General features: G+C 49.0%; 13 protein-coding genes. All 13 read left to right on the forward strand.

What is annotated here, in order from left to right; translation table 11 throughout:
• The first annotated feature begins 5 nt into the window (after positions 1-5).
• On the forward strand, positions 6-662 hold the full coding sequence (gene ppaX / locus MKY85_RS00775) for a pyrophosphatase PpaX (RefSeq protein ID WP_339238995.1): 657 nt from the start codon (positions 6-8) through the stop codon (positions 660-662).
• Positions 659-1201 (forward strand): DapH/DapD/GlmU-related protein, encoded by a 543-nt coding sequence (locus MKY85_RS00780; protein WP_036616162.1) that lies wholly within the window; start codon positions 659-661, stop codon positions 1199-1201. Before ppaX ends, MKY85_RS00780 begins: the two co-directional genes overlap by 4 nt.
• A gap of 389 nt (positions 1202-1590) precedes the next feature.
• Positions 1591-2790 carry an ATP phosphoribosyltransferase regulatory subunit gene (locus MKY85_RS00785; RefSeq protein WP_342571552.1) on the forward strand — a complete coding sequence of 400 codons (1200 nt, stop codon included), beginning with the start codon at positions 1591-1593 and terminating at the stop codon, positions 2788-2790.
• Position 2791: 1 nt separating this feature from the next.
• Positions 2792-3451 carry an ATP phosphoribosyltransferase gene (gene hisG, locus MKY85_RS00790; protein ID WP_062837770.1) on the forward strand — a complete coding sequence of 220 codons (660 nt, stop codon included), beginning with the start codon at positions 2792-2794 and terminating at the stop codon, positions 3449-3451.
• 154 nt (positions 3452-3605) lie between these two features.
• Positions 3606-4910 carry a histidinol dehydrogenase gene (gene hisD, locus MKY85_RS00795; protein ID WP_074092955.1) on the forward strand — a complete coding sequence of 435 codons (1305 nt, stop codon included), beginning with the start codon at positions 3606-3608 and terminating at the stop codon, positions 4908-4910.
• Positions 4903-5532 (forward strand): imidazoleglycerol-phosphate dehydratase HisB, encoded by a 630-nt coding sequence (gene hisB / locus MKY85_RS00800; protein WP_278297403.1) that lies wholly within the window; start codon positions 4903-4905, stop codon positions 5530-5532. Before hisD ends, hisB begins: the two co-directional genes overlap by 8 nt.
• A 3-nt stretch (positions 5533-5535) precedes the next feature.
• Complete coding sequence (hisH, locus tag MKY85_RS00805) at positions 5536-6162, forward strand: imidazole glycerol phosphate synthase subunit HisH (protein ID WP_342571553.1); 627 nt, start codon at positions 5536-5538, stop codon at positions 6160-6162.
• A 60-nt stretch (positions 6163-6222) separates the two neighbouring features.
• A complete protein-coding gene (gene hisA / locus MKY85_RS00810; RefSeq protein ID WP_342571554.1) occupies positions 6223-6957 on the forward strand; it encodes a 1-(5-phosphoribosyl)-5-[(5-phosphoribosylamino)methylideneamino]imidazole-4-carboxamide isomerase in 735 nt (244 codons plus the stop codon).
• Between the two features lie 30 nt (positions 6958-6987).
• Positions 6988-7749: an imidazole glycerol phosphate synthase subunit HisF gene (hisF, locus tag MKY85_RS00815; protein WP_342571555.1), complete on the forward strand. Its 762-nt coding sequence runs from the start codon at positions 6988-6990 to the stop codon at positions 7747-7749.
• Position 7750: 1 nt separating this feature from the next.
• Positions 7751-8476 (forward strand): bifunctional phosphoribosyl-AMP cyclohydrolase/phosphoribosyl-ATP diphosphatase HisIE, encoded by a 726-nt coding sequence (hisIE, locus tag MKY85_RS00820; RefSeq protein ID WP_339261268.1) that lies wholly within the window; start codon positions 7751-7753, stop codon positions 8474-8476.
• Between the two features lie 12 nt (positions 8477-8488).
• Entirely contained in the window at positions 8489-9328 is an 840-nt protein-coding gene (hisJ, locus tag MKY85_RS00825) for a histidinol-phosphatase HisJ (RefSeq protein WP_342571556.1), read from the forward strand.
• Between the two features lie 288 nt (positions 9329-9616).
• Complete coding sequence (locus MKY85_RS00830) at positions 9617-10564, forward strand: ribose-phosphate pyrophosphokinase (protein WP_036616184.1); 948 nt, start codon at positions 9617-9619, stop codon at positions 10562-10564.
• A gap of 255 nt (positions 10565-10819) precedes the next feature.
• On the forward strand, positions 10820-13081 hold the full coding sequence (locus MKY85_RS00835; protein WP_339239006.1) for a helix-turn-helix domain-containing protein: 2262 nt from the start codon (positions 10820-10822) through the stop codon (positions 13079-13081).
• Positions 13082-13438: the final 357 nt, after the last annotated feature.

Here is a 13438-nt window from a genome sequence, read left to right on the forward strand (position 1 = left end):
GCAACATGATTGACACGGTATTGTTCGATCTGGACGGAACCATTATTGATACCAATGAGCTGATTATCAGCTCATTCCAGCATGTCATGGGGGGATGGGAGCATTCAGCTCCATGGACACGTGAACAGATCATTCCGCATATGGGTGGCACACTGGAGCAGCAAATGCGTACCTTTTCTGGACAAGAGGAAGTCTCTGAGTACGTGAAAGGTTATCGTGCCTATAATGATATCCATCATGAAGCGATGGTTAGACCTTTTCCACATGTCATTGAGGTAGTAGAGGCGTTGCATCAGGCTGGCATTGTGATGGGGGTGGTCACAACCAAAATTCGTCCATCTACATTAAAGGTGCTGGAACGTTTTGACCTACTGAAATATATGAAGACGATTGTGACCGTGACTGATGTGACGAATCCGAAGCCACATGCTGAGCCTGTGTTGAAAGCAATGACGGAACTGGGTGCAGATCCTGCTAAAACGTTGATGGTTGGTGATAGTCCGGTGGATATCCAATCGGCTCAAAATGCGGGTGCACTCTCGGCGGGGGTTGCATGGTCTCTTAAAGGAGAAACAATCCTGAACGGATATGGCCCCGATCACATGTTGCACGACATGAGAGACTTGTTAGAACTCATCCGTATTGAAACGGGTCGTTCATGAGAAAAGTAACCCGCTATCCGGTAGAGGACCAGAATGCACTTTGGCATATCTACAAGACAGTGAGTCCGTGGAAGGGCGTTCGTAATTTTATCTGGATCCAGTTGTCACGTTACTGTCCGATCCTATCGGTGAAGAACTGGATTTATCGCCGAATGCTGGGGATGAAGGTGGGAAAACATACGGCCTTTGGCCTGATGGTGATGGTGGATGTGTTTTTTCCGGAGAAAATAACGGTCGGCGAAAACTCGGTCATCGGTTACAACACAACAATTCTCGCTCATGAGTATCTCATTAAGGAGTACAGGCTCGGTGAGGTGATTATCGGGGAAAATGTACTGATTGGTGCCAATACAACGATTCTGCCTGGGGTAACCATAGGGGATGGAGCGGTTGTAGCTGCTGGAGCTGTCGTACATAAGGATGTTGCACCAGGAGCTTTTGTTGGAGGTAATCCACTACGTGACTTATCCCGTGCGGCAGCTTCTACGGAAGAGACTGTCTTTAACACGGATGATTCTTCTCAGGGTAGTGTGCATTAAGTCCACAACGTAATGAAAGAAGATGGGTTGAAGTAAAAAGCTGCTTATGGCAGCTTTTTTCGTATATAAATACCGATGGGTGAGGGTACCGGTGCGAATATAAAACGAGATGCCGATCCAAGGGCAATCAAGCTTCGGTATTGTTGACGGTAGTGCGGATTTCATGTTATCATATCCCATATCCTTTAGTTTGTTAGCACTTTACCATGTGAAAGTATTGTTGGGGAAATTAAACGTGATAAAGGTTGAACTAAACCAATAGTTAAAAGCTTGTGCAGCAATACGTTGATTCAGGGTTACAAGATAGAATGGGGATTTACACTACATAAATCCTGTTGAAATAGAATGAGCACCACTCTTAAATTACTGACTCGGGGTGAATAATACCAATGTCCAAACCAAAAGGATTTGAAAAACCGACCGGATTTCGCGACTATACACCACATGTTGTATCCAAGCTGCGTACGATTGAGCGGAATGTACTAGAATGTATGGAACGCTGGGGTTACCGTCAGATCATCACACCAACGATTGAATATTACGACACGGTAGGTGTAGCCAGCTCTACATCGGATCGCAAATTGTTTAAATTATTGAACAGCCGGGGAACCACCCTGGTGCTGCGATCGGATCTAACGGCTCCGATTGCACGTGTCGTTTCGTCCATGCTCAAAGATGAGCAATTGCCACTGCGTCTGTCCTATCATGCGAACGTATTTCGTTCGATTGAAGAGGAAGCTGGACGCGAGGCGGAGTTCTTCCAGACAGGGGTGGAGCTGGTTGGAGATGACTCACCTGAGGCGGATGCAGAAGTTGTTGCGCTTGCGATTGCCTCTTTGCAGGCAGCGGGCGTATCTTCTTTTAAAATAGCGATGGGTCATATGGGATTCCTGAACGGATTACTGGAGGAAGTGATTCCAGGCCAGACAACGGAACAGGAGCAATTGAAGGAAGGGCTGCTCGGACGTGATTATGTCGGCTATCGCCAGTCCATTGAAGCATTGAACCTGGAACCCAAGTTGAAAGAACAGCTTGAAGCGATCCTGCGTCTGCGCGGTGGCAAGGAAGTCTGCACACATGCGGTAGAGCTAAGTTCAAGCGCTGAAGCAGCACAGTCGATTGCGCATCTGTGTGCAGTATTCGAAGTGTTGGAAGCGTACGGTGTATCCGAACATGTACTGATTGATCTGACGATGATCGGGGATTTCTCCTATTATACGGGCATGACGTTTGAAGGATATGCAGCAGAACTGGGATCTCCGGTATGCAGCGGCGGGCGGTATGACAATCTGTTACAACAATTCGGGCGTTCGTTGCCAGCTACAGGGTTTGCACTGAAAACCAACCGGATTATTGATGGCGTTCACGGTATTACCATTGAAGAGAAGAAACCGATACTTATCCAATATAGCCCGAAACGTCGGGCCGAGGCACTGACAGAAGCGGCAAGATTACGCAGTCTGGGACAAAATGTAGTGACACTCCTTCTTCCTGAAGACGGGGCTGGAGCAAGTGCTGTATCTGCTGGAGCAACAACCGTTCAGGCTGAGCAGGTTATTACTTACGGATCTGAAGAAGGAGGACGCTGAGATGTCGGATATTCTGAAGGTGGCCATGCCGAAGGGCCGAATCTATAAAAAAGCCTCCAAATTGTTCCGTGAAGCGGGGCTGGATATTCCAGAAGACGTGGATGATACACGCAGATTGGTCATTGAAGTACCGGAAGCGGGAATGGAATTCATCATGGCGAAGCCAGTAGATGTTCCAACGTACGTGGAGTACGGTGTTGCTGATATCGGAATTGTTGGTAAAGACGTGCTGCTGGAGGAAAATAGGGATGTGTACGAACTGTTGAATCTGGGAATCGCCCAGTGCCGTATGTCTGTAATTGGACTTCCCGACTGGAAGCCAGGTATTCAGCAACGTGTTGCAACGAAGTACCCGAGGATCGCTTCACAGTATTTCCGGGAGCAGGGGCAGCAGGTTGAGGTGATCAAGCTGAATGGTTCCATTGAGCTTGCGCCCTTAATTGGTCTGGCAGACCGGATCGTCGATCTGGTGGAGACTGGTCAGACGCTGCGCGAGAACGGATTGGTGGAGATGACAGGTATTCTGGACATCACCAGCCGTCTTATCGCCAACCGGGTAAGTTATCGAATGAAAAACGCACGAATCCAGGCTTTGTGTGATGCACTTCAGCAGGTTATTCCGGCATCGAATGAGATATCGGCGGGAAGCCTTCGGGGATAAATTACCGATAAGCAAGGACTGCAAGGCAGCAAGGAACGGGAAATATACAAACGGAATAACCAAAGAATGAAACGATAGAAGTAAGGAACGAGGAAAACGAGAAACAAATCGGCCATATAAGGTAGGTATTACAGGGGATGAGGAGGTTGTACGTATGAAAATTGTACCTGCACGTGAGTTTGATCTGAAGCGTGAAGTGGAGTATGGCACGCCAGAGCAAAATGAAACGGTACGGCGTATTGTCAGCGACATTCGCCGTGAGGGTGATGCGGCACTGCTGCGTTACACGGAGCAGCTGGACCGCACGAAGCTGACGGCCGCGGAATTGCGCGTGCCGCAGGAAGAGCTGCAGGCGGCTTATGCAGCCGTGGAGCCATCCTTTGTGACGGCGATTCGGCAAGCCGCCGCCAATATTCGTGCGTTTCACGAGAAACAGAAACGCAACTCGTGGATGGATTGGCAGCCGGACGGCAGCCTGCTGGGCCAGGTCATCCGACCGCTGAAGCGGGTCGGGGTCTATGTACCTGGCGGTAAAGCAGCGTATCCATCGTCTGTGCTGATGAACGTGATTCCGGCACAGGTGGCAGGCGTGCCGGAGATTGTTCTCGTGACGCCGCCGTCTACCAACGGTGGCGAAGGCATTAACCCGTACATTCTCGTGGCTGCTGCGGAAGCAGGCGTGAGCGAGATGTACCGGGTTGGCGGCGCTCAAGCCATCGCCGCCCTGGCTTACGGCACGGAGAGCATTGCCCCGGTCGACAAGATCTGTGGACCGGGCAATATTTACGTGGCGCTCGCGAAGCGCGAGGTGTACGGTGCGGTCGATATCGATAGTATCGCCGGGCCGAGTGAGATTGTGGTACTCGCCGATGATACGGCGAATCCGGTGTATGTCGCCGCCGACCTGTTGTCGCAGGCGGAACATGACGAGATGGCATCGGCCATTCTCGTCACGAATTCGGCCACGCTGGCGGAAGCCGTGCAGGGCGAAGTGCAGCGGCAGCTTGAAGTGCTGCCGCGGCGTGATATCGCTGCTGCTTCGGTGGAGCAGTATGGCGCAATTATTGTGGTCGATTCCATCGATGAGGGAATCGATGTGGTGAACCGGCTTGCACCGGAGCATCTGGAGATTATGGTGCAGGAGCCGATGGCTTACGCTGGCCGGATTGAGAATGCCGGCGCGATCTTCCTCGGCCCGTACAGCTCGGAGCCGGTAGGGGATTATTTTGCCGGACCCAATCACATTATTCCGACTAATGGAACGGCGCGATTCAGTTCGCCAGTGGACGTGGACGATTTTATCAAGAAATCCAGTCTGATCTATTATAGTAAAGAAGCGCTGCTGCAGAACGGAGCGGCTATTATAGAGTTGGCCCGCCATGAAGGTCTTGAGGGGCATGCCCGTGCAATCGCTGTACGGTTAGAACAGGAAGGAAAGGCGGAATCGGACAATGGATAAGCAAAATAACGGTGTGGAACTTGAAAACAAAGGTGCAGTGCGCCAAGCAGAGGTTGACCGCAAAACGAACGAGACCAATATTCAATTGGCCTTTAATGTAGATGGAACAGGACAATCCACGATTGAAACGGATGTACCTTTTCTGAACCATATGCTGGATCTGTTCACGAAGCACGGACAATTCGATCTGAACGTACAGGCCCGTGGAGATATTGATATCGACGATCATCACACGGTTGAAGACATCGGCATCTGTCTGGGACAGACGTTGCGAGAAGCATTGGGTGACAAACGCGGGATTAAGCGTTACGCCAGTGTTTTTGTACCGATGGATGAGGCACTCGCTCAGGTTATTATTGATGTGAGCAACCGACCTCACTTTGAATACCGTGCAGAATATCCTTCCCAACAGGTAGGCAGTTTCTCCACGGAGCTGGTACATGAATTCCTGTGGAAATTGGCGCTGGAAGCCCGGATTACGTTGCATGTCATTGTGCACTATGGTCAGAACACCCACCACATGATTGAAGCGATCTTTAAGGCATTGGGACGTGCACTGGATGAAGCAACGTTGATTGATCCACGTGTAACGGGTGTGCCTTCCACGAAGGGAGTGCTGTAGACGATGGCGATTGCAATTGTCGATTACGGTATGGGTAACCTGCACAGCGTCGGCAAAGCGGTCGAACGTCTTGGCTACGAGGCGCTGGTTACGGGTGACCGGGAAGAGATTCTTGGCGCAGATGGTGTGATTCTGCCAGGCGTAGGTGCTTTTGGTGATGCGATGGTTCATCTGCGGGAGAGTGGACTGGATACGGTGGTGAAAGAAGCGGCTGCGGGGTCCAAGCCACTGCTCGGGATCTGTCTGGGGATGCAGTTGTTGTTCAGCTCAAGTGAAGAGCATGGCGAGCATGAGGGACTGGATATTTTGCCAGGTAAAGTAGTACGTTTCGCACCAGGAGAATTGAAGGTTCCTCATATGGGATGGAACCGTCTGGAGTTCCTGCACGCGGAGAACCCGCTGTTTGCGGGACTTGAGGGAGGACACGTCTATTTCGTGCATTCCTATCATGCGCTTACGGACAACAGGGACGAATTGCTGGCGGTAACGGATTACGGACATCCGGTGACAGCCATTGTAGGCAGAGGATCCAACTTCGGTATGCAATTCCACCCGGAGAAAAGCGGAGAGCTTGGCATGAAGCTGCTCGGCAACTTTTTGGCTCTGACAGGAGCGCCTGTACAACGGTAAAAAAATTATCTCTTCTTAACAGAAAGCGTACAAATCTAATTCATATTCAGGAGGCCTTGTATGTCATCTTTTATCCTATATCCGGCAATTGATATCCGGGACGGCAAATGTGTAAGACTGGTGCAGGGAGATTATAATCAGGAGACCGTGTACAACGATGACCCGGTTCAAGTGGCTCTATCCTGGGAGAAGCAAGGCGGTACATATGTGCATCTGGTGGATCTGGATGGTGCCAAAGCAGGTCATCCTGTTAACGATGAGCTGATCGGTCGCATTGCCTCGGCTGTGAACGTACCTGTTCAGGTGGGCGGCGGACTTCGTACAGTAGCGGATGTAGAGCGATTGCTGGGTCTGGGTGTTAGCCGGCTGATCATTGGAACAGCGGCCATTGAGGATCGTGCTTTTACAGAGGAAGTACTGGGACGTTACGGCGACAAAGTGGCAATTGGCATCGACGCTCGTAATGGTTACGTGGCAACCCGCGGATGGCTTGAAACATCGGAAGTACAGGCAGAGGTACTCGCGAAGGAATTGGCGGCGTATGGAGCAGAGACGTTTATCTTTACGGATATTTCCCGTGATGGTATGATGCAGGGTCCTAATGTGGAAGCGATTGTGTCTCTAGCCAAGGCAAGCGGACGGACCGTTATTGCTTCCGGTGGTGTGAGTGTAATGGATGATCTGCTTCGTCTGAATCGTCACGCCGATGATGGTGTTGGTGGAGCGATCGTGGGTAAAGCACTGTATACGGGAAGCATCGATCTGTCTGAAGCGGTACGTGCAGTAAATAAGTAAGGGATACTCGGATAGAGAGGAAGAGGTAGCATGCTGGCAAAAAGAATCATCCCCTGTCTGGACGTGAAGGACGGCCGGGTCGTCAAAGGCGTCAACTTCGTCAATCTCCGCGATGCGGGTGATCCGGTAGAGCTGGCGTCGCTATATGACCGCGAAGGCGCGGATGAATTGGTATTTCTCGATATCTCCGCTTCGGTAGAAGGTCGCGAAACGATGGAAGAAGTCGTGCGGCAGACGGCTGGCGAGATTGCTATTCCCTTTACGGTAGGTGGAGGCATCTCCAAGGTGGAGGACATGAAGCGGATTCTCCGGGCAGGAGCGGACAAAATTGCAGTGAATACAGCCGCGGTGCTTAATCCGCAGTTGATTGCCGATGGTGCACGTCGCTTTGGCTCACAGTGCATCGTGGTAGCGATCGATGCCAAGTATAACGAAGCTTGGGGCGAGTGGGAGGTCTATACACATGGTGGACGGAAACCCTCCGGCATCAAGGCATTGGAATGGGTTAAACAGGCTGAGAGCTTGGGCGCGGGAGAGATTCTGCTAACCAGTATGGACGCGGACGGTACAAAAGACGGTTTTGATCTGAAGCTGACGGCCGCGGTATCTGAATCTGTGCGCATACCAGTCATCGCATCGGGCGGTGCGGGCAAGGAATCTCATTTCTATGATGTATTCACCACGGGCAAAGCGGATGCAGGTCTGGCCGCAACGATTTTCCATTACAAAGAAATCGCCGTACCGGCGTTAAAACAACATTTGAGAGAACAAGGGGTGGAGATCCGTGACTAAAGTGAGCGATGAAATCAAGGAACAGTTGTCCTTGGAACAGGTTGTGGAACACATTCGTTGGAGTGATGGTTTGGTTCCTGCCATTGTGCAGGATGTGGATACTCGAGAAGTTTTAATGATGGCTTATATGAATCGCGAATCACTGAAGTTGTCGCTTGAATCCGGTGAAACCTGGTTCTGGTCACGCTCGCGTCAAGAGCTGTGGCATAAAGGGGCAACATCTGGCAACGTGCAGACCATTACTTCCCTGAAATATGATTGTGATGGTGATACTTTGTTGGTTGAGGTCAAACCGAACGGTCCTGCCTGCCATACAGGTGCGGTAACATGTTTCCATAATGAGATCATTGGTTTGCCAGAGAAATCGACAGACAAGGCTCCGGATAAAGCCGGTGAGGCATCTGCTTCTGCGAATTCGGATTCCGAAAGTCGCTTTGAGGTATTGGCTGAACTGGAATCCGTTATTGCAGAGCGTGAACGTGAACGCCCTGAGGGTGCATATACAACCTATTTGTTTGATAAAGGTGTAGATAAAATATTGAAAAAAATCGGTGAAGAAGCGTCCGAGACGATTATCGCCGCCAAAAATAAAGATAATGACGAGCTTCGCCTGGAAGTCAGTGACCTGATGTATCACCTGCTCGTCCTGTTACAAGAGCGCAAGCTGCCACTGGACGACATTATGTCAGAGCTGAGCCGCCGTCATGAACGGCCTCGCCGCGATTAGGAGGCGAGTTTCGTGCGTATAGACTACCATACACACCATGAGCGGTGTGGACATGCCGTTGGCAAACTGGAAGAGTATGTACAGCGTGGTGTGGAGATTGGACTATCCCAGATTGGATTGTCCGATCACATGCCATTGCTGCATGTCGATCCAGCTCAATATTATCCGGAAATGGCGATGCCTATGGATGAACTGCCGCGTTATGTAGAGGAGTGTTTCTCCCTGAAAGAACGTTACCGTGGGCAGATTGACGTACGTGTTGGTCTGGAAGGTGACTATATTGAAGGCTGGGAAACAGAGATTCGTGCAATCATTGAGCGTTATCCTTGGGATTATGTGATTGGCTCCGTTCATTTCCTCGAGGAATGGGACATTACGGATTTTCGCCAGACCCATCACTGGGAGGGCAAAGACATCCTTGAAGTATATCGTCAGTACTATGATGCCGTGAGTAAAGCAGCTGCGACGGGTCTGTACGACATTATGGGTCATACGGATGTCATTAAACGGTTCGGCTATGTTCCTTCAGAGGAGCAGACGGCGGAACGTATCTCACTGGAGAACGCAGCGCTGCAGGCTATTGCAACAAGTGGCTGCGCCATGGAGCTGAATGCTTCCGGGTTATCGAAGCCTTGCGCCGAGATGTTCCCTAGTCGCAGAATGCTGACGGAGGCCATTCGATTGGGCATTCCATTAACCATGGGTTCTGATGCGCACGATCCACTGAAGCTGGGGGATTATTTGCCTGAAGCTGAAGCACTTTTACATGAGTTGGGCTGTACGGAAGTCGCTGTTTTTGAAGGCCGTCATCGCTCGTTCATTCCTTTAAATGTAGAAGCCAGTGGAGTATAATGAGGGTAGGAAATAACCTTTTAAAGGTAGTTCAAAAAGTCCGCTTTTGATTACGAATGATGCCTAAAGGCATCATTAGCATCGAATATGGAATTCAGCCGAAATAGGTGGATGCTTACGAAGTATGTTTCCTCTGGAAACATTGTGGTTGCTCACGTAGTTTTCTCCTACGCTCCGCTACTCCATTTCTAGCTTTATCCCATCTTCTCGGTACTGAAAACCGGTCTTTTTGAACACTCACTTTTAGATAAGGGATTATATAGGGGCTTCAACCCTCGGGAGGGCATTATGCAGCATTCGTTACGTATTTTTTCCGGTTCATCGAACCCTAAGCTGGCAGAACAGGTATGTGACAAGCTGGGTGTACAACTGGGCAAGATCAAGCTGTCCAGGTTCAAGAGCGGAGAAATATACGTTCATTATGAAGAAACGATCCGTAATTGTGATGTGTTTCTGGTACAGTCGTTGTCTCATCCGATCAATGAGCTGTTTGTCGAGCTGTTGGTGATGATTGATGCCGCAAAGAGGGCTTCAGCACGCACTGTGAACATCATTGTTCCGTATTATGGTTATGCGCGTCAAGAGCGCAAATCTGCTCCACGGGAGCCGATCTCGGCCAAGATGGTAGCCGATGTATTAACTACGGCTGGCGCCAATCGCGTGGTAACGATCGACCTGCACGCAGCGGCCATTCAGGGATTCTTCAACATTCCAGTTGATCACATGACATCGCTGGATCTAATTAGTGATTATCTGTTGAGCAAAGGTATCGAGAACCCTGTCGTTGTCTCCCCTGATGCGGGACGAGCATCAATGGCAGAGAAGCTGGCCAATCGTCTGGATTCCCCGTTTGCCATTATGATCAAGAAACGTCCAAGCCATAATGAATCCGTGATTACCCATGTCATTGGTGATGTAGAAGGACGGACACCGATTATTATTGAGGATCTGATCGACACTGGAACAACCATTCTGAATGTGGTGGAAGGGTTGAAGGAACGCGGGTCCAAAAACGTATATGTATGTGCAACTCACGGATTGTTCTCCGATGGAGCAGTAAGTAAGTTGAATCACCCGTCAATCGAAGAGGTGGTAGTTACGGATTCGATCGCACTGCCAGATGACCACCCCGAATGCTTCAAAGTGTTACCTGTTGCGCCAATGCTGGCTCGCGCCGTACGCATTATTGTGGATGGTGGCTCCATGGCCACATTGTTTAAGGATTCTGGCATTTAGTGCATCGAGGATATAACGGTGTGCTGCCGGATGAACTGTTCCGTGTCTGAGTTGTTGTCTGCTCAGCACGGTTTTTTTGTTTTGGCTCTTGGAATTCAATTCTTGCATTGCTGCTCCGAGGCATGTGCTATAATAACATAAAATCAGTTATGATAGCGTTATCATTATAGTATTCAGCCCTCAAGGTGAGATGGATGCTGAACAGTAGAACCACGGCTGAGAACATTGGCATCGTGGAGTGAGGAGTGGGGTCTATTGTCTCGTAATTGGTACTACCGGTTACTGTTCTCTTATTTCCCGATTTTTTTTCTTACGGTGACCATACTCATTTTCATCGCGTTTGTTTTCATCAATGACATCTCTAAAGAGGAAACAAAAAAAGCAGACCGGATCTCCTCCAGTTATATGATAGACACGGTGGATCGTACAATCAGGGGGATTGAACTATCCATTTTGGAAACGGTACAGAGTCAGCAGGCATACAGACTCTATTTTAGTAACAGAAACCAGAACAGCTCGGACACAGTGTATGCAATTGCACAGAGTTTACGGGAGCTAACGAATTCGTCCTCATGGATTCAATCCATCTATCTATATGACAAGCGAAATAAACATGTTCTGACCGTAAGTGGCTCCAGAGAAGCGGAAGGTTTCTCGGATAAGGCATGGATTGACCAGATGGGTACCGGTTCTATCGGTTCAGGGTGGCAACCTGTCCGGGAATTCGATACGGACTCTTCTCAACGTACCCCGATTCGCGTATTAACCGTGAACAAGGACATGCCTTTGCCTTTTGGCTCTCAGGGTACATTGGTCATTAATATCAAGATGAGCAGTATTGAACAGAGCGTAGATAGTATGGTTAATGGTCAGCTCTCATTCCTGACGATTACTGATCGGGAAGGTAAGGTTGTGTATAATGCACACTCGGACCAAGAGGGCTCGATAGATGGTCAGGAACTGAACAGGCTATCATTAGAAAGACTGGGATGGACCATATCCAGTGGAATCAAGGCCGGTAACTTATTTGGCTGGGTATCTGTCGTGTCTTATGTATGGGTAATCATTGCGATTGTGACGGTTATCTGTGCAATTGTGTATATCGTGTATATTACTCGTCGTAACTATAAGCCTATTCAGATCATCATGAACCGAATTGAGTCTCATCAGATTCGAGCGTTTGAACACTCGGGGGCTCGTACGGATGAGATGAAGATGATTGACGGTGTACTTGAGAATCTGATTAATCACATGATGGATTATGACAAGAAAAGCAGGGAAAATATACTCATGCAGCGCAGTAAGTTGTTCAATGCCTTATTGCACGGTGAACACATCGAAAATGCAGAAGAGCAATTAACAGAGCTCTCTCCACTGAATGACGTGCATGAATCGTCACGCTTTATCGTTGTTGTTGGAGAGATTAATCGTTATGAGAAGGGGTTCCAGGAGAGGTATACGAGAGGTGAACAAAATACGCTGAAGTTTGCCTTGATGAATGTTTTGCAAGAGCTGTCACGTAATACCGGAGTACAATGCTGGACGGAATGGATTAGTGTAGATCAAATTGCAATCCTTTTTGTGTTCAAAGAACAGAGTAATAACAACTTGGACATGTCTGGTCAGATTCGGGTTGTAGCTGAGGAATGCAAATCTTGGGTGGAACAAAATCTACGCATTTCCTTAAGCTTTGGCATTGGACCTATTGCTCAGGGAATCGGTGCGATACGAAGTTCTTATGCGGCAGCAGAAGCGGTAATGCAACGTAAACTTTTGATGAACGGAGATGTCGGCCAAGCCGACTGCGGTGAACCACAGCATCCTTTGCTGGATACCTATACTTATCTGCAGATGATTGCGGACTTTGTTAAGCGGTTCCGGATGTCGAGTGGACAGTGGCGGGAACAGTTGGAGGAGATCTTTACCGCATTTGAACAGAACAAATTGCCGGATGACGAGATTCGTTCTCTGATTCAAGCCATGTTACAGATGCTCAGCCGAGAGGTGGCTATGATGTCGGAAGGGCTTCAGGAGGAGCTGTCTGAAGAAAACATCAACAGATGGTTAAGCGCTGTGGAAGAGGCAGAGACGCTTACGGATGTGAAAAGTCTTTTGTTCGATGGTCTGACGGACTTGTTCCGAACGTATGTAGCGGTAACGGAAACCAAGAGCTACAAAGCCATGGTCAACGAAATGAAAAATTATATTGAAGAACAGTTTGCGAATCCTGATCTTTCCTTGAAACATCTGAGCGACCGATTCCAGATTACGGGCAAACATGCGAGTTATTTGTTCAAGACAGAATTCAACATGAAGTTTGTTGATTTTGTTACAGAGCTTCGCATGAAGGAGACGGAGCAGCTTCTGCTCAATACCGATTACTCTTTGCAGGATATTGCCCTGAAGGTTGGGTATGCGAATGGAATTACATTAGGACGTGTATTTAAACGGGTAACGGGTATCACACCAGGAGATTATCGTCGTTTGAAACGAGAACATCGAGAACCCGAAGAGTAACGCAATGATGATCTTATTCTGAGATCTATAGATCAGGATAGCACAGGGTGAATTTCATGCAATCACTTTCCACCAGGAGAGCAGGCTTGCAGAGGTTCGCCCTGTTTTCGTTGAACAGCTCTCTGCTGGGAGAAATTGATGCAACTGTTTTCGCAAGATAACAAGCTAATATTCCTGATTTTTCCCGTTTACGAATATAGGCAGTGTGTGAAAATGGTTTATCCGAATGGGGACAGGCAGTTCTGAGTCGTAAGGTGTTGAGAGCCATCAAAGCCTAGAGCAGCATAGCTTTGGGAAAATTATCAGTCTGCGAAAATAGGCGTAGCATATAAACCATAATCCGTTTGTAAGCGCTTC

The organism is Paenibacillus sp. FSL R5-0749 (genome assembly GCF_038595085.1).
In the GTDB taxonomy this organism is placed as follows: domain Bacteria; phylum Bacillota; class Bacilli; order Paenibacillales; family Paenibacillaceae; genus Paenibacillus.